Source organism: Bernardetia sp. Wsw4-3y2, assembly GCF_037126295.1.
In the GTDB taxonomy this organism is placed as follows: domain Bacteria; phylum Bacteroidota; class Bacteroidia; order Cytophagales; family Bernardetiaceae; genus Bernardetia.
Genome location: NZ_CP147017.1, coordinates 4,744,474 through 4,760,038, shown reverse-complemented (window position 1 = coordinate 4,760,038; position 15,565 = coordinate 4,744,474). Strand labels below are relative to the sequence as shown.

At 34.9% G+C, this 15,565-nt stretch carries 22 protein-coding genes; all 22 read right to left on the bottom strand.

The window, feature by feature from the left end; all coding sequences use genetic code 11:
• Positions 1-44: 44 nt before the first annotated feature.
• The gene (locus tag V9L05_RS20040) at positions 45-452 is read right to left on the bottom strand and encodes a hypothetical protein (protein WP_338813667.1); all 408 of its coding nucleotides are present in this window, start codon (positions 450-452) and stop codon (positions 45-47) included.
• A 2-nt stretch (positions 453-454) separates the two neighbouring features.
• Entirely contained in the window at positions 455-1,648 is a 1,194-nt protein-coding gene (locus tag V9L05_RS20035; protein ID WP_338813666.1) for a hypothetical protein, read from the bottom strand.
• Positions 1,649-1,651: 3 nt separating this feature from the next.
• Positions 1,652-2,167: a hypothetical protein gene (locus tag V9L05_RS20030; protein ID WP_338813665.1), complete on the bottom strand. Its 516-nt coding sequence runs from the start codon at positions 2,165-2,167 to the stop codon at positions 1,652-1,654.
• Between the two features lie 2 nt (positions 2,168-2,169).
• Positions 2,170-3,027 (bottom strand): hypothetical protein, encoded by an 858-nt coding sequence (locus V9L05_RS20025; RefSeq protein WP_338813664.1) that lies wholly within the window; start codon positions 3,025-3,027, stop codon positions 2,170-2,172.
• A 1-nt stretch (position 3,028) separates the two neighbouring features.
• Positions 3,029-3,430, bottom strand: coding sequence for a hypothetical protein (locus tag V9L05_RS20020; protein ID WP_338813663.1), 402 nt, complete (start codon positions 3,428-3,430; stop codon positions 3,029-3,031).
• A gap of 11 nt (positions 3,431-3,441) precedes the next feature.
• Entirely contained in the window at positions 3,442-4,326 is an 885-nt protein-coding gene (locus V9L05_RS20015; RefSeq protein ID WP_338813662.1) for a hypothetical protein, read from the bottom strand.
• 2 nt (positions 4,327-4,328) lie between these two features.
• Positions 4,329-4,616, bottom strand: coding sequence for a hypothetical protein (locus V9L05_RS20010; RefSeq protein WP_338813661.1), 288 nt, complete (start codon positions 4,614-4,616; stop codon positions 4,329-4,331).
• Positions 4,613-4,891: a hypothetical protein gene (locus V9L05_RS20005; protein ID WP_338813660.1), complete on the bottom strand. Its 279-nt coding sequence runs from the start codon at positions 4,889-4,891 to the stop codon at positions 4,613-4,615. The genes V9L05_RS20010 and V9L05_RS20005 overlap by 4 nt, the downstream gene beginning before the upstream one ends.
• On the bottom strand, positions 4,891-5,391 hold the full coding sequence (locus V9L05_RS20000; RefSeq protein ID WP_338813659.1) for a hypothetical protein: 501 nt from the start codon (positions 5,389-5,391) through the stop codon (positions 4,891-4,893). Before V9L05_RS20000 ends, V9L05_RS20005 begins: the two co-directional genes overlap by 1 nt.
• Positions 5,391-6,347 carry a hypothetical protein gene (locus tag V9L05_RS19995; protein WP_338813658.1) on the bottom strand — a complete coding sequence of 319 codons (957 nt, stop codon included), beginning with the start codon at positions 6,345-6,347 and terminating at the stop codon, positions 5,391-5,393. The genes V9L05_RS20000 and V9L05_RS19995 overlap by 1 nt, the downstream gene beginning before the upstream one ends.
• On the bottom strand, positions 6,344-6,805 hold the full coding sequence (locus V9L05_RS19990) for a DUF6046 domain-containing protein (RefSeq protein ID WP_338813657.1): 462 nt from the start codon (positions 6,803-6,805) through the stop codon (positions 6,344-6,346). The genes V9L05_RS19995 and V9L05_RS19990 overlap by 4 nt, the downstream gene beginning before the upstream one ends.
• Positions 6,806-6,807: 2 nt before the next feature.
• Positions 6,808-8,913: a phage tail tape measure protein gene (locus V9L05_RS19985; RefSeq protein ID WP_338813656.1), complete on the bottom strand. Its 2,106-nt coding sequence runs from the start codon at positions 8,911-8,913 to the stop codon at positions 6,808-6,810.
• A gap of 6 nt (positions 8,914-8,919) precedes the next feature.
• Complete coding sequence (locus V9L05_RS19980) at positions 8,920-9,063, bottom strand: hypothetical protein (protein WP_338813655.1); 144 nt, start codon at positions 9,061-9,063, stop codon at positions 8,920-8,922.
• Between the two features lie 26 nt (positions 9,064-9,089).
• The gene (locus tag V9L05_RS19975) at positions 9,090-9,455 is read right to left on the bottom strand and encodes a hypothetical protein (RefSeq protein ID WP_338813654.1); all 366 of its coding nucleotides are present in this window, start codon (positions 9,453-9,455) and stop codon (positions 9,090-9,092) included.
• Positions 9,456-9,529: 74 nt separating this feature from the next.
• Positions 9,530-9,964, bottom strand: a complete 435-nt coding sequence (locus tag V9L05_RS19970; protein ID WP_338813653.1) for a hypothetical protein — start codon at positions 9,962-9,964, stop codon at positions 9,530-9,532.
• A 66-nt stretch (positions 9,965-10,030) separates the two neighbouring features.
• A complete protein-coding gene (locus V9L05_RS19965) occupies positions 10,031-11,206 on the bottom strand; it encodes a DUF2586 family protein (protein WP_338813652.1) in 1,176 nt (391 codons plus the stop codon).
• 6 nt (positions 11,207-11,212) lie between these two features.
• Positions 11,213-11,737: a hypothetical protein gene (locus V9L05_RS19960; RefSeq protein ID WP_338813651.1), complete on the bottom strand. Its 525-nt coding sequence runs from the start codon at positions 11,735-11,737 to the stop codon at positions 11,213-11,215.
• Positions 11,730-12,221, bottom strand: coding sequence for a DUF5675 family protein (locus V9L05_RS19955; RefSeq protein ID WP_338813650.1), 492 nt, complete (start codon positions 12,219-12,221; stop codon positions 11,730-11,732). Before V9L05_RS19955 ends, V9L05_RS19960 begins: the two co-directional genes overlap by 8 nt.
• 38 nt (positions 12,222-12,259) lie before the next feature.
• Positions 12,260-12,943 carry a hypothetical protein gene (locus V9L05_RS19950; protein ID WP_338813649.1) on the bottom strand — a complete coding sequence of 228 codons (684 nt, stop codon included), beginning with the start codon at positions 12,941-12,943 and terminating at the stop codon, positions 12,260-12,262.
• A 66-nt stretch (positions 12,944-13,009) separates the two neighbouring features.
• A complete protein-coding gene (locus tag V9L05_RS19945; RefSeq protein WP_338813648.1) occupies positions 13,010-13,384 on the bottom strand; it encodes a hypothetical protein in 375 nt (124 codons plus the stop codon).
• 66 nt (positions 13,385-13,450) lie between these two features.
• Positions 13,451-14,341, bottom strand: coding sequence for a hypothetical protein (locus V9L05_RS19940; RefSeq protein WP_338813647.1), 891 nt, complete (start codon positions 14,339-14,341; stop codon positions 13,451-13,453).
• Between the two features lie 71 nt (positions 14,342-14,412).
• Positions 14,413-15,396: an HK97 family phage prohead protease gene (locus tag V9L05_RS19935; RefSeq protein ID WP_338813646.1), complete on the bottom strand. Its 984-nt coding sequence runs from the start codon at positions 15,394-15,396 to the stop codon at positions 14,413-14,415.
• Positions 15,397-15,565 lie beyond the last annotated feature (169 nt).

Below are 15,565 nucleotides of genomic sequence, written 5' to 3'. Positions count from 1 at the left end.
AAAGCATTGGGTATAAATCTACCTGTAAACTCTATTGTTAAAAATCACGGCTCAGGAACTACAATATCAGCTAAATACGGCTTTATTGTACGAACCGAAGAATACGTTAATTCACTCGTGTCCACATCTGATATATGCAAAAAAGTAGGGCGTTTTAAGCGTATTCTCTCTAAAAAAATATTGTGTAAAATCAAATCAGAACGCATATTTATATCTAAATCTACATTCTCTATAATGAGAAAAGTAGGCTTTACATATTTATCAAATAATGTCTTTTTGTCAGTCTCTACTTCAAACCAAAATTCAGGTTGTTTTGGCGAGTAGCTTTCACAAGTGTAAAGCTCACTAACAAGGGTGTTTTTTAGTGCTAACAAATCCGATAAATCCGAATTTGCATAACCAAACCCAGCAACTAAGTAAACACCTAAATCTTTTAAATATTCTGCATTCATAATTATACGGTGTAAAATCTACCTTCTACAATTCTATAAGCTATGCGAACATTTTCGCACATTTCATCTATATATTGATTTAACCCACTTGGGTCAGTATGAAACTGTAACGAACACTCAACAGTTACTTCATCACCCTGAGTGAAATTACCTTTCAACCTCAAATCTCCACCAAAAACATATTGCGTGCCAGCAGCATCTACTATTGGATATGGGGCGTGTCCGTGCCTTAATATTGCAATAGTCTCATCATCCCCACCATTAGTTATGGTAGCATTTGCACTTGTTATTTCTATTCCATTTTTCCATAACGAAATTGTAAGACGTATCAATCTATTGACTCCATTTGAATCTACATTAGTATTTGGAATAACATTATTGACAAGCTCAGCTTTGAGCTGATCAACACCAAATTCATACTCTCCACTCACAGGAATAGTATAAGTACGACCTAAATTAAAGGTGTTTCCTTCATCAACTATTTCGTTATTAAATTCAATAAAGGAACGTTGATTTGGTTGTGGAGGTAAAATCTGATTTACATCAATTCTACTTTCAAATAAACCCCCACCCGTTCCAGCATAATATTGAACAGGAAAACCCAAATCACGCCAAAGGTTGCCAACACCTCCTGAAACAATTGGATGTGGAGGGGAAAGATAAGACCATTCAAGATGCGAGTTGATAGGATTGATTCTAAAGGTTGGCTCATAGCCATTTCGGAAAGCTGCGAAACGAGCATCTATTTCAGATTTGGTATAGTGAAGATTTGAAATACCCAAGCGAGTATAAAGGATATCTTCTAACCTCAAAATGGTATTATACTGAATACCTCCTACTCCTCCTCCTCCAGCTTGTAAAATAGCTTTTCTTTCTAAGTGAACACTTCTTTGCGTGGTGTCTAAATAGGTAACATCTGTATTGTTTCTTACCGTTTCATTGACTATAAACCAAACATCGTTTACAGATGCTGTGATACTTTGTGCATCTACATAAAACACCTCATTATTATAGAATAATGTTCCAGCCGTTAAAGTTGTTCCATTGAAAACACAACCAGTCAAAATACAAGCCGTGTTTGGAAAAATAAGACCAGCGATAACAGCGTTCAGGCTTTCAATATGACCTTCCTGTATATGCTCATAGTCATCAAGACTATTTGGATGCCCTCCAGTAAATAGTTGTAATTTTTTCATAATCTAATAGTAAATAATTTGGTACGTTTTATCAGCAAGTCGGTATCTATCAATAACAGCTTTCAATTCATTTTCATCAATAACACCTTGCAAAGCAATAGGAACATTAACAATAAAAGTAGCTCCAAAAGAAAACAATTCATTTTGAAAAACGGAATAGTTTTGAGGGTTTCCTTCTGATAAGAATTTCCAATAATTTGAAGGATAACCAAACCCAGTTTCACTTATGTAAAATCTATATTCTTGCGCTATGGTAAGATTAAAAAACACATTATCAATAAAAATTCCTGCCTGACTGTTATTAAATCTTTCGTTCAAAAGAAACTCAAAAACGGCAGTTTGTGAGTTGTAAGATGCTTCTTTTCTTGCTTGCCTTGCATAGATTAAAAAATTAGAATGAAGGGTTTGTAAAGGAGTAAGTAAAGTAGCTATCCAAACACGCCAAAAAGCAACATTCTTAAAAGCTGTTGGTAGTAACCGATTTACCAAGAGTTCAATATTTAATAAATATCTATTCATCGTTATTGATTCGTTTCAGGAATGAAAGTAAGCGTTCCTGTCAAGTTATTTTGAGTATCATTCAATAAAGGATATTCGTCATCTTTAATTTTTGCGTACCCACTTTGCGTGATATAGATTCGTTGTGTTGCTTGCCAAGAACTACCTTGCGAATCTGGGCGACCCTGAAAATTGATAATTTCCACATCGCTAACACCCTGTACATTTTGAATAGAATCTATCAGTTTTATCAAAAAGAATTTACCATCAAACGGTACGTTCGCAATGTATTCATTGACAGCATCAGCAACCTTAATTTGAAGGTCAGGTAATGGATAAATGGCATTGTAATAAATTTTAGCATACAAACGAAGAAAATCGGCTGGCAAAGAACGTGTACCTATAAATGAACCTGCAAACATTAAACTTCTTATATACCCATTAAAAGCTGTTATTTCGTTAGTATCTAAGGCTCTTAATTCATTCGTTTGTTCATCAATCGTAGCAACTTTTATGATAGCATTTGCATTCTCATTCCCCAAACGTACAATAGAAGCACGCTTAATAATACGATTATCTAAATTAATAGTATCATAAACCAAACGCCCCTCTGTAACAACAGGAATATCAGAATACTGAAACTCGTATGCACGCTCTACATACCAAGCCTCTGAACCAATTACATTCGCTGCATTAATCGCATCAATATCAATACGAAGCATATCAAAAATAACCTCAATGGTATAAATGCATGCAGCAACAATATATACCCACAACCTCCAAACCGACACTTGACTATTACTAGATAGCACGTCTAACTCAGATCTTCCTGCCTTTTCAGTATAAATTTCTGCCTGTATTTCTGCTATGCTTCGTGCCATGTTACTTTGATTTAGATTTAGATTTAGATTGCTCTTGCGTTGGTAGAATGAAAACAAAAGGCTCTGTAATTAATCCAAAAGCTCTTTTTAGAGAATCCTGTAAAATATTTTCAGCATCTATCATCAAAGTGTGATTTTTAAGGATTTGCCACATATCCCACTCACCAATCATTTCCTGTTCATTGTTTTCGTTCATTTTCGGTTTTCCTTTTTCAAGAAAAACAGGAAATTGATTTTCATTTGAAACCTCTAGATATTTACTAATTTTTGTATCTGAAAAACGAGTAATTGTGTGTACAACTACCTCAAAACGCATTATCTTATTAAGATAAGCTGTGTTTTGATTTACAATTTGCACTTCTGTTGTTACAGATTCTGTTTTTTCTATTATGATTTTTTCCATTATTGTGTATTTTAAGGGCGATTTACAAGACCTAAATTATATAAGACATCTGATAATTCTGCATTAGTTGGGTTAGTAGATAAAATTTGTTGTGGGATTGGAGTGACTCCGTGAAACCCTAACTTACCGTTTTTAGCTTCTATCATTTTTTTGAGAATAGGGTTTGTACCTGTTTGCTTTACCCAATTATATATATGGACTCCTGCACCTTCTTTACCTTTTCCAGATACATCTGTTTTTGGTCTTCCATCCTTTATTTCTACATAATTTGTTAAAGGAGTGTTATCGTCTGAATTGGTAGGCTCAGGGTCTGCATATCCTTCTAATAGTAAAGGAAGTCCAGATTCTAGCCTATTTATGATAGAATTCGAAACTATTATTTTTTTTGTAATATAGATAGTATTAGAATCTACTAACACAACATTAGCCCCTAAAATCCTCAATGCAATACCCACCTTTCCATCTAAGAGTAAGTATTCATTTGAGAATCCGAACCCTAAATTCGCACTTGTTTTTGATTGCATCTTTTCTGCGTAAACTATACCGTTGGCATCGACCCCTAAAACCTCCACATCAGAAGTATTTTTTACAGAAAATATACGCCCTGTACTACTACTTGCTTTTATTGCAAATACACCTAATAAGTTTAAAATAGAATTTAAAAAATTAAATCCACTACTAGCTGTAAATTTCCCATCTACTCCTCTTGTTTGTACATCGCCTGTTGCACCAGCAGCCGTACCAGCTTCATTTATCTTACTTTCAGTAGTATCAATAAAATCAGTCGAAAACTCACGGTGTTCAACTGCTTTTGTTTTTTCAGTTGAACCAGTGCTTTGTCCTTTTATATAAGCATTAAGTTTAGTTCGTAAAGCTGCCCAAGTTAGAATTGCCATAATTAATAATAGTCTTCTGTTTCGTAATCGTTTTCATCGTAATCTAAAGAGTAAACAGGTATAAATTCATCGCCTGTACGCACTCTGTAATTTCTTTTCTTGTACTCATTTTTAATAACTACACTTTCGTCAAGTGCAGTTTTTGAAATGAGCAGCTCCGTTTCCCCTTCCAAAAAAACGTTCATATTCTCTAAATTCGGATTGTCTAAGAGTAACTGAAAAACAGCCTCAAAACTTCCGTATTCTTGAATAGCAATATCTATTATATTTTGTCCTTCCTCTACTATCATTCTATTTTTAGATTATTATCCGTGATAGATATTTTCTTAGGAAATATTTTATCTCTCTCTAATTGCAAGCGAATTTCCCTTTTAAAATCTTCATTCAAAGGTGCGTTTTGACTTTGCCTAAGACCAACACCACACAAAGGATATTCTCTAAAATCCCCTTTTTGAGAAAAACAAATCGTTTCAATTTCTTGATTTTCAGAATCGCCAATATCAAAATCGCCATTAAAAATAATAGACTCGTGCGTGTTGGTAGTATATAAAATATCTTTTCTCATCAGTGTTTTACTTTTTTGTTTTCTAATGAATTTCGGTTTGTTGTTCCTGCGCTTGTCTGCATTGGTGCAAGCATTGGAGAAACTACATTATTTGCTGGATGCGTATGTGTTTTAATGAGCGTTAAAGCACTGGTTACAGTTTGTTCAATACTATTTAAACGTTCCATCAAATACTCAATTTTGATAAGTCCTCCATTATCGGTTTCAGAAGTTTGAAGATAAATTTCTTCGACTTCCGAAAACATAGAAACAAAACCACTATTTGCTCCCAACATCGTAACCACGACATGCGAACCTACCTTTGGCACTATCCAAAAACCGTTTGTTTGTTTTAATTGGATAGCACAAATACGAACATCAAATAATTCAGCCCCCTCCAAAGGCTGTACATCACACAAGCGATTAACCTTATCCACTTCTGTAACTTTTGCCAAAAACGATTCTACCGAAGCATTACCGTTATCAGTCATTTTTTGTACTGCTTGTTTTATAGTATTCATTAGCTTACTTTTTTATCCAATTCTACATTCTGTCTATACCCATTCATTCCAAAAGAATAAGACACAGATTTTACAAAATATTCTCCGTTACGTTCCTGGATATTTGGGTCTGTTAATTCCACTATATCACAAAACCGAACGAACGGTTCACCAAAGGATTCAAAAGAACCTCTAAACCCTTCATATTTCAGAAGGTCTATTTGCCTAATTGCTTCTTCTTCTAATTGCGCTTTACTCAAATCAACTTTATTGATTGTGCGTAATTCGCCTTCCGTGTCTCCTTTCGTTACCTCAATTTTACTATTATCCTTTGAGGAAATAGAAATTGCTTTTACTTTGATTTTAACCTCATCTTTTCGTTTGTATTCCAAATCCGAATCAATGATATTTTTTTCAAAGTCAAAAGAATGCTTTTTTCTATCATCTGCAGTAAGCAAATAAGGTGTTCCTACATGCAAAACTCCATTTCTGAAAAACGTTTTGAGAGAATAGTTTTTATCCAATTCCTCAAAAACATTTGCTAGTGTTGCGTTCTGAATGCGAAACTTTCCCAAATCAGCCTCAAAGGTTTTTAATTCGCCTTTGTAATAATCAGAAAGCAAACTTTTAACCGTTGCGTTTCTTTGGCTCAACCCCTTTACTTCGGTTTGTTTTAAATTCCACATTGCATCTTCACAATATAATTTTAGTGGGCGTTTTGGCTCAATACGTGTCAAAAAACCCTCAAAAACTAATTCAAACGCATAGTCATATCCCAAAAAAACACGCACAACCGAACCAATTTGAAAGATAGCATTTGCACCCTGCACAACATCCTTTCCTTTCCATTGTAATTTTTTAGGAATCGTTATAGTACAGGTATCTGTTAAACTATCCCAAGAACTTTCAATTTGAACTTCATTGATAAAGTCAAACTCAAAGTTTCCTATTTGAATATAGCTAGTTAGTTGTTTCATATCTCGCCATTATTTAATTCAATAGGTTCATCACTAACAGCCGAAATGCTATATACTTGCGTGCCAATAAAACCTTGTTTAGTAGGAAAATTGTAACCTTCTATTACAATTTCATAGACACCCAAACGATTTAAAGGCTCAGAGATAACCTGTAAACTAACAGGTGCAATCAACACTTTTTCTAAGGCTTTTACCTCTATTTCGGGATATTCCTTTTGATTATCCGAAATGATAGAACCACTAATATTCACTATATAGTCCCCAAGGCTAACGTACTCTTTTACAGTTCCTTTTCTACCCTGTATTTCTGTTTTGACTATGTTTTTAGAGTTGGAAATATCTATCAAGGCATTTTCCAAAACCACCTCATCATAAGTAATTGTATCAGTTCTTGTATCGTAACTACCTGCCTTAAAAATCAAAGGCGCATATATTGGCGTTCCTAATTTTGAAAGCATAATTATTCAATTACTAATTGTGAATCATTGACAGCCGAAGCCAACGCTTCGGTTACTTGCCTTTTTATCTCTCCCATTCCCTCACGAAGATTAGTAGTAGAAACCGTAATTTCGCCTACCAATGTGTTTATGGTAATAGTAAAGTTTTTCGGTGCTTGCGATTGAACATTAGAAACTGTATCAGTTCCACCACTTCCACCAGCTCCCAATCCACTAAGCGAATTACTAAGGTTTTGATTTGTGTTTGTTGGTTTTTGCCCAGCGTCATACATTCCCCAGTCAAACGCATCTGAATTGCCATCTGCATTTGCAACTCCTTTGGTAAGATTACCCAGCGTGTCTAATAAAGAAGTTCCTTTTTTAGATTGCGATTCTTGAAAATCTGCAGAACCTTCGGCATAACCTTTTTGAGCAGATTGTACAATATTTGGCATTTGTTCGGCAATGATAAGACTAGGATTAGCCAATTTTAATGCGCTTGTGGCAGTATCCATAAACCCACTACCTACCTTTTTCAGAGAGTCAAACGCACCTGAAAAGTCGCCATTTGATAAGGCTTCAAATGCACCTACCAAACCACTTACCATATCCATAACGCCCCCAATAGCTGTTTTACCAACTTCATAGAAGCCCATAAAAACCGTTTTTCCTACTTCCCAAATCGCAAACAAACTACCTCTAAAAACTTCACTTTTCGCATAAGCGTAACCAAACAAACCAACAAGAGCCGTAACACCTAATCCAATAAGAAACATAGGATTAGCCAAATTCATAAGTACAAAACCAGCCGTAACCAAACCAACACCAATAGCAACGCCTTTGAAAGCATCGGCAATAACTACCCAGTTATTGTTTACATAATCAAAACCAGTCTTGACAAGTGTAAAAAACGATTTTATAGGAGGTACAAGTTTTTCCCTTGCAAATGCTCCAATAATAGGAATAGCATTTTGGATTTTGTCTAAAAAGGTCATTTCATTTGGATTGAAATCCCCTAAAACAGAATTTACCAATTTGTACCATTCTAGTTTTAGAGAACCAAAAATGTTAGTGGCACTATCCGACAAGAAACCGAATACTTTACTAAACTTACTCGTTTCTTTTGCCAAATCTTCCTGTAAAGCTAATTGTCGTAATTGACGAGCAATGAAAGGATTTGATTTATCAATCAGCTTGTCAAATTCTAAATTCATTGTAGCAAGTGTATCAATGAATTTATTACCAGCATCTTCCCCAGCTCCTCCAAAAATATTTGCAATAGCTTCTTGTCGTGTTTGTTTATCTACACCTTGTAAAGCCTTACTAATATCTTGAACAGCATCAAAAGTAGAAAGACTACCATCACGCAAACCCAACATTGTTTTTTGAACATTCAACCCTCCTTTTGAGAGTTTTTGTAAAGCATCGGAAGTAGCCTTTGGCATTTCTTGTAACCTCAAATTAGCCTCCTTTAGCGCATCAACTCCTTTGTCAGAGTAGATACCCATTTTTGGCTCTAAGGAAAGAAAGGCTATACTTTCTTTTGCTGATAATCCAACAGCAGCAAGTTGTGTAGGATATTCTTTTAGTTTATCCAAAAATTCCCCTCCTGCATCTGCACCAGCAAGAAAGCCAGTTTGAATAAGGGAAGTTGTAACCTCTCCACTTAAACCACTATATGCCTGTGAAAATGCGTTGGCTGCTGTCGTTAGTTCGTTAGCATCTTGTTTAAAGGTTTTTGACGTTGCACTAAGTTTTATACTCGTATTTTCGGCAGCTTCGCCAGTAAGTCCGAAGGTTTGGGAAACTTGTTTTTGAATATCTAAGAAAGCGTTACTTTCTTGTACCAAATCCGACAAACCCAAACCAACAGCAGCCACACCAGCCAATGCTCCACCAACTAACAAACCTTTGCCAAAACCGATAGCATTATCTTTTAGCTTATCAAAACTATTCCCAAGTGAAGAAATAGAAAAAGCTGTCTTTTTAGATTGTGCTACAAATTGACCAAGTTCATTCCTAAGTTTTCCGTTTTCATCTCTATAACTTTTTGCAGCATTTTCAGCCTTGCCAAATGGTTTGGAAGCAAGGTCTTTAAGAGCAATCGTTATATCGTAAAAAGAAGCCAAAAGAAATTATTTTTTAGATTTTAATCCTAAGTGATGATACATAAGCCATTCCGTATCTGCCAATCTTAAAGCAAACTCTAAATCAGATAAGGAATAAGGGTCAGCAATATGCTGGTAGTGACTAATAAGAGCAGCTTGCTTTCTGTGCAAGTCTTCACCTTGCTTTGGCGAAACTCTTAAAGTTTCGCTGCTGATGCGTTTGGGAACTCTACAAGTCTTTGTAACTCCTGACCAGCCGAAACTGTAGCCTGCCAATTATCTAAAATTTCACTATCTGAATGTTCTTTGATAATTGTGTTTTGAGCTAAAATTTTAGCAGCTGACAAAGGGTCTGAAACTGATAATTTCGCCACAACAGAAGCTGTTTTAAAATCCAAACCTTTGAAATAACCAACTAAAAATTCTTTAGTCGTTTTTACATCTTCGTTTGGTACTATTGTGATTTTATAAACCGTTCCATAGGTAGATTTAAGTTCTTTTTCCAGTTTCTCTAATGCAGTATCTACTTTATTTAGTTCTGCTTTTTCTTCTTTAGTTGCCATTTTACAAATAGAGTTTAAAAGGTGTTTGAAATGATTTTAAAACGTGTTTTTGAGAATGATTTTTAGGATAGAATTTAAACGATAGCCTTACCGTTCCATTCAATAAAACCAACCGACAAGGTTAAATCTTGCTCAATAGATTTATCATTCTGACCAGCAGAACGCCCATTATTTGTAAATACACATTCTCGTAATGTATCGGTTACGGTATCTCCATTTTTTTTTAGATATGAAACGATTACAGAAAATGGCTCAACATCTTGCAATCTTCCTGTGCTAGAAATATCTTGAAGGCGTTGTATTTCCTCCATTTGTAGGGTTACCGAGCCTTCCGAAGTGATATTTCCTTTTGCTCTACCAACAGGGCGATTACCTGCACCGTAAATCATTTCCGTTTCTTCTTCTTCTGTATATTCAATACTTGTAACACCGTAAACATCAAGACCAGCAACATTAAATTCAATGTTTGCCCAACCGTATAGGTTACCGTTTATAAGTGGAGTTGCCATAGTTTTTTATATAAAATGATAAAATAAATTATCGTAATTTCTAATTCGTAATTTTTAATTGATTAACTAAGCTACATTTGCAGTAAAACCAATTTTCACTTTTAGTTGCCTTGCAACACCCACAGGCTGCACACTCATTTCAATCTGAATTTCAGAAGCAGAAAGTACGTTTTGATTTGGGTCAATGAAAATGCTAAAATTTGACACTTCCCCATCTCGCTGCATTTGCTCAAGAGCTTTGCGAGATGTAACACTAAGACGACTTATATCTTTTGCCGTAAGCGTACCGTCAGGATTTAGATAAACAGGTGCATTCAAAGAAGGCAATAGTAAAATTCTAGTTTGTCGGATTGCCTTGTCAAGTGTTCGGTTGTTTTCAATGTAAGCAAAATCAGAAGTGAGAGCCGTTGCCGTTGGCGAATCATTCAAGTACGAACCACTAAGACCTGTGTATTTTCTTACGAAAATGTACCCTTTTTCAGTAAGCGTGTTCAAATCTGTTGTTGTTAATCCTACAATAGAAGTAGTAAGACTATTAATAGCAATTTGAGGGGAATTCATACCTTCCAAATTACCTACATTGATATTTTCCACCCAACCGATATTCTCGTTTACTTTTGAGTAAGCCGTTGCTCCAAGCGCAATACCAACACGAGGAACAAAAATAGTATTCGTAAGCGTATCGCCTGTAATAACTTTTTGAGGTGCAACAATACAAACCGAAACATCAGAACTTGAAAAAGTACGGCAGTCAGGAAAACTTGAAAGTGTAGCAAAAAAATTGGTATGACCTGCATAGATAATTTGCAAAGGCATATTTTCGGCACGAAGCGCATCAGCCTGTGTTTGAATTGTTGAAATATGAGCCTGTGTTACTTCAATAGAAGTAGTAAACATTTCATAATCAACATCGCCAATCAATACAATTCCTAATTGTCTAATTTTTCCTTCTGCAAATCTTTGAAGCTCTATAATCTCCGAAAAAGTCGGAAAAACAGTAGGCTCATGAATATCTATATAAAGCGTTGCACTCGGCTGTAAACTGAAAAAATCAATTACGAACTGTTTATATTTTCCCCAAAGTGTTGTGCCAAGCTGTGTTTCGGCATCTTTCACATTGGTAGTTACAATTCGTGTTTCTGTTGTATCCAAATCGTAAATTAATAGACCCGAAGTAGCATCTTCCGAAGCTGGTAGCCTTCCAAGATTTCCATCTGTTCTTTCAAAAATAATTTCTGCCATAACTTTTTATGAATTAGGATTATCTATTCTGACAATCCGTGTTGGTGTTGTAGTTGTATTTAATAGAATATCAGGGTTTGCCTCAATTCTATCTTTTGCCGTATCTGTACTTGTATCTACAAATTCACATTCATAGTCTTGTACGATTACATAGACAGCATTAGGGTTTTGATCTTGATTCAATCTTGTACGGCTTAAAGAACCAAAAAAAGTTCCTTCAAAACCCTGCAAATTCTCGTGAACCGTTTGAGCAATATCAAAACATTGTAAAGCCGTTTCTTGTGTCGCACTTCCTTTTCTTGTATCTCCAATGAAAGAAGTAGCAATATGAACTTTGATAGTTGCTGTTCCTTTTTGAGTGTTTTGAGTTGTATTATCGAAAGAGCAATCAAACTCTAAAAAAGCCAAAGGAAAATCATAAACCGTTTCTTGTCCCCAAGTAGCGAACTGATTACGGAATAAGTCTATTGACTTTAATTCCGTAATCGTTGCTAGTTTTTCAGAGAGGGCTTTGTATAATTCTTTAATCATAATAAACTAAATCCATGTCGTTTACAATGTCTATAAATACTCTTTTTCCTGATAAAAGCCAGTTCGTTGGAATAGGATAAAATTCTTTGTAAGCATCTGTTGAGTTGTATACCTCAAAGTCTCCATTCTTATCTCTCCCCCAAGTTTTGCCTGTCAAAGGACAACCTTCTGTATCTTCTTTATCATTTCCTATGTGAATAAGAACCCACAAATAGTTAGGTATATCTTGTATGTGTAATGTTCCTTTATGCCAATTCTTGCCAAACTTTTTAAGATAATTTAGATGTATCCTACCCTCTTCACGAAGTTTTATTTCATATCTACCTGCTGGGATAGCTGTCTTTCCTTTTATCTTGTTTTTACGAAGTGCATCTTCTAAAACAAACCAAGTTCTACCACCTACAGAGAGGGTTGATAAAGTTGTGTTTTTAGTTTGTTGAAACCTGAAAAGACGAATAATTAAATCCGTATCTTCAGACTCCAATTCTTTTTCTTCTTTTGGCTCTTCCTGCTCCTTTACCTCTAAACTGTTGGGTTTGTTAGGTTGTGTAAGTTCGGGTACTCGCTTTTTTTTTCAAGCAGAGCAGTTGCAAGTACATTACTAAAATCAGAACTTTCGGCATTGTCGTAGGTAAGCTGCATTACTTCTTTTTGAGCAAGTGCCATTTGCTTCTCTTCTTCTGATAGATGAGTGTTTTTAGCAAACTTTGCAGCCAGTCTATCTCCAAAAATTTGGAATAATAGTTTTACAAGGTCATCTCCATGTTCTTCAAAAATAGCCTGTACTTGTGCGCCATTATTTGGGTCTTTATCCACTAATGCAAGTATCAGTTTTTTGGCTACTGTAAAGAGAATCATATAGTCGTATTTGAACTTATCCAAAAATTGTTCGGCTATCTTTTCAGCAGAACTAAAAATAAAGTTTGTCCAAAATGCTTTAAATCCACCTACCCTAATATTTACGCTAGTAGCAGCCATAGCAAAAAACATAAGACCAAATCCAATATTCCTATTGGTGTGATTTTCGTTTTGAGATGTATGATTGTACTCTTGTACGCTTTCATAAATCGTATCTTGTACAGGTGCGATTTCTACTTTTTCAGTAGGTGCAATTTTGATACGTTGTGTTTCTTCGGTTGTTAGACAACTTACTAAACCTATTACACTAATTAGTGCAATAAATAGAATTTTAAAATAGTTTTTCATAACGGTTGAAAGTTATTTGAAATGAATAAATGAATACTAAATAAATACAGATTGAAAATTGAAATTTTACTTTTTATCCTCTAAAGACTTAGCAATACGCTCTAAATACTTATTAGTTTGCTCGGTTTTTGCCGTATTGTTTATATTGTTTTTTTCAAGTTGAGCAACAATTTCTTTAGTGTTGTTAGTAAGCCGTTCCTCTACTATCTTTGTAATATTGAAAGTTTCCTGCATTACCGTAACCGTTACATTAAGTCTAGTAAGTGCAATATTATATTCTTTCAAATCGCCTACCTTGTTAGTAAAGTCTTTTTCAAGTTGCTCAAGTTTCCCTTTAAAAGTAAACCATCCACCAACGGCGATAAAAGCAATACCTGCTAGTGTTATCCAATCGCCAGCAGTAAGTTGTATTTGTGTTAAAAACATCGTCAAAGGAAACATAATAAGTGAGAATTTTGAATAAATAGCATTTACACACTTGTTAAATGCTATTTATTTAGTGAATGATTAGGCGATAGGCTTAGAAACTATTGCACCAATAGCACGTTGTTTCAAAGGCAAGGCAATAAAACGATTTCTAAAACCTGCCGTGTTTGCACGTTGCTCAGGGTCAATGGCAGCTTCTCGGTAGTGCATCGTTGGCTCTGTCATTCCTTTGAATGTATCAGGTGCATAGAAAGCAAAAGAACAGTATGAATCAGTATCTCCCAAAGCTGCATTAAAGTCTAGTTTTACATTACTAGCATTGTAAACAGGATTGAAAGAATACTCTAAAATATTGAATCCATAGAGTTTCAAAACAGTACCTTCTTTTGTATTTGTGTATTGTAGAGAAAAGGCATTATCCAATTCTAAAAGTTGTGCAACGTGTTCAGGGTGCAAAACTAAATAGCGATTTTCAGTAGGAACACCCAAAAGGTCAAATAATTTTTTAAGGGAAATGATGTCTTTTTTAGTAATAGACTTTCTTTCTATTGTTCCGTTATCCGTTCCACCTGTTGCCTCTACAATAGGTGTTGCCGTGGTATTTGCTGCTGGTGCTAAGGCGTGAGCTGCCTTTTTTGCGTGTGATTGGTCTAAAGCATTTCCGTGAGCATCAGTAACCTCACCCATTACATCATAGGTAACCGCATAAAGTTGTTCCTCTCTAACTCGTGTATTTTTTGTATCAAACTTATCTAAAGAGATAACAATATCATCGTCATCATAATCTACTACTGGAATTGGATAAGTGCTGTTATTGATAAGCACTTCGGGTTCTAATCCAATATCATTAATATGAATAGTTGCATTGTCTTTTACGAGTGAAGACTTATCAGGAATAACGGCAAGAAAAGAAGTAGAGTGCTTTAAAACTCGCAATACTTCGGCTGTAAATAGTTCTTTATGTACTGGCATAATTTATAAAGTCAAATGAGAAAGTAAAAAAAAGTAAGTGGGATATTTTTGAGTAAAAAAAAGGCTTTTAATTATTTAGGTGCTGGCACTCCAAACTTACCTTCATAGAGTTTGCTAAATTTCTCAAAGTCATTAGCTTGTAATTCTTGCAAACCTTTAGGGTCATTTGTTTGGTAATCATCCCAAGAAAGTAAAGCCGTTTTTTCTTGTGTATTTCCTGTCTGTAATTGCTTAATAGCATCTAAAAGAGAAAGTGTTGGGATTTCTGTTTTTTTACTTTCTTCTTTCTTGCCTTCTGTTTTTTCAGAAGTTGTATCTCCCAAAAGCGACAGAGCAGAATCAAAGTCAATAGCTGCCAAAGTAGCAAACGCCTTCTTTTTCTCTTCACTATCAAACTTCACATACTTTTCAATTACTTTTTGAGTAGTTGCGCTAAGTTTTTGAGTAAGCTCATTTTGTAATTTATCAAATGCTTCAATCGCCTGTGTTTCGGTAGCATTTGATGCTAAACCTAATTTTTGAAGTAATTTTTCCATTGAAATTAAATTTTTGGTTTGTTCCTCTACTTTGGGTAAAGCTAAATCTACCGTGTCTAGTGGGTTGGATAAAATAGTTAAGTCTGACATACTAAGCTCTTGCATATTTTCATCGTACAGGCGAACAGCATTTGAGTTGCTAGGCATTTCTACAATAGAAAATTCTACTAACTTACATTTTGTTACCGTTGCATAACGCTGACCTTTTGCTAAATCCTTTGGGTCGTCTGACGTTTCCAAAATTTGAATACCTATTGAGAAGGCATTTAAAAAGCCTTCATCAAATTTTCTTTTTATATCAGCAGCATAATTATTTCCCTCATAAAATTCAATATCCTTAGCTACTAACTGATTACCAACAATAGCAACATCAATCCCTTTTCCTACTAAGCCTTGATAACGATTGTGATTGTACAATACGATAGGATTCTTTTTGTAGGCTGTTAAATCAATGCCTTTTGTTAGGACACGATAGCCATAACTATTGATAGATTCATCGGAAAGAATTAGTTTTTTCATTTATGCGTTGCTTAGTTTATCATCTAACTACTAATTGAGATAGCAAAGTAAAGGGATTACTTTCGCATTTTTATTTACAAAATCGTATAAAATTGGTAAATTGCTTATATTATTAGTTATTCTTGTTGTTATTCGTAATGGATTAGCAAAACTTTACCTACTTACCTAA

What these genes read in the sequence shown, in the direction of transcription:
- V9L05_RS20040 (WP_338813667.1), bottom strand. Translation starts at nt 452, where the DNA reads ATGAATGCAGAATATTTAAAAGATTTAGGTGTTTACTTAGTTGCTGGG.
- V9L05_RS20035 (WP_338813666.1), bottom strand. Translation starts at nt 1,648, where the DNA reads ATGAAAAAATTACAACTATTTACTGGAGGGCATCCAAATAGTCTTGAT.
- V9L05_RS20030 (WP_338813665.1), bottom strand. Translation starts at nt 2,167, where the DNA reads ATGAATAGATATTTATTAAATATTGAACTCTTGGTAAATCGGTTACTA.
- V9L05_RS20025 (WP_338813664.1), bottom strand. Translation starts at nt 3,027, where the DNA reads ATGGCACGAAGCATAGCAGAAATACAGGCAGAAATTTATACTGAAAAG.
- V9L05_RS20020 (WP_338813663.1), bottom strand. Translation starts at nt 3,430, where the DNA reads ATGGAAAAAATCATAATAGAAAAAACAGAATCTGTAACAACAGAAGTG.
- V9L05_RS20015 (WP_338813662.1), bottom strand. Translation starts at nt 4,326, where the DNA reads ATGGCAATTCTAACTTGGGCAGCTTTACGAACTAAACTTAATGCTTAT.
- V9L05_RS20010 (WP_338813661.1), bottom strand. Translation starts at nt 4,616, where the DNA reads ATGATAGTAGAGGAAGGACAAAATATAATAGATATTGCTATTCAAGAA.
- V9L05_RS20005 (WP_338813660.1), bottom strand. Translation starts at nt 4,891, where the DNA reads ATGAGAAAAGATATTTTATATACTACCAACACGCACGAGTCTATTATT.
- V9L05_RS20000 (WP_338813659.1), bottom strand. Translation starts at nt 5,391, where the DNA reads ATGAATACTATAAAACAAGCAGTACAAAAAATGACTGATAACGGTAAT.
- V9L05_RS19995 (WP_338813658.1), bottom strand. Translation starts at nt 6,347, where the DNA reads ATGAAACAACTAACTAGCTATATTCAAATAGGAAACTTTGAGTTTGAC.
- V9L05_RS19990 (WP_338813657.1), bottom strand. Translation starts at nt 6,805, where the DNA reads ATGCTTTCAAAATTAGGAACGCCAATATATGCGCCTTTGATTTTTAAG.
- V9L05_RS19975 (WP_338813654.1), bottom strand. Translation starts at nt 9,455, where the DNA reads ATGGCAACTAAAGAAGAAAAAGCAGAACTAAATAAAGTAGATACTGCA.
- V9L05_RS19970 (WP_338813653.1), bottom strand. Translation starts at nt 9,964, where the DNA reads ATGGCAACTCCACTTATAAACGGTAACCTATACGGTTGGGCAAACATT.
- V9L05_RS19965 (WP_338813652.1), bottom strand. Translation starts at nt 11,206, where the DNA reads ATGGCAGAAATTATTTTTGAAAGAACAGATGGAAATCTTGGAAGGCTA.
- V9L05_RS19960 (WP_338813651.1), bottom strand. Translation starts at nt 11,737, where the DNA reads ATGATTAAAGAATTATACAAAGCCCTCTCTGAAAAACTAGCAACGATT.
- V9L05_RS19950 (WP_338813649.1), bottom strand. Translation starts at nt 12,943, where the DNA reads ATGAAAAACTATTTTAAAATTCTATTTATTGCACTAATTAGTGTAATA.
- V9L05_RS19945 (WP_338813648.1), bottom strand. Translation starts at nt 13,384, where the DNA reads ATGTTTCCTTTGACGATGTTTTTAACACAAATACAACTTACTGCTGGC.
- V9L05_RS19940 (WP_338813647.1), bottom strand. Translation starts at nt 14,341, where the DNA reads ATGCCAGTACATAAAGAACTATTTACAGCCGAAGTATTGCGAGTTTTA.
- V9L05_RS19935 (WP_338813646.1), bottom strand. Translation starts at nt 15,396, where the DNA reads ATGAAAAAACTAATTCTTTCCGATGAATCTATCAATAGTTATGGCTAT.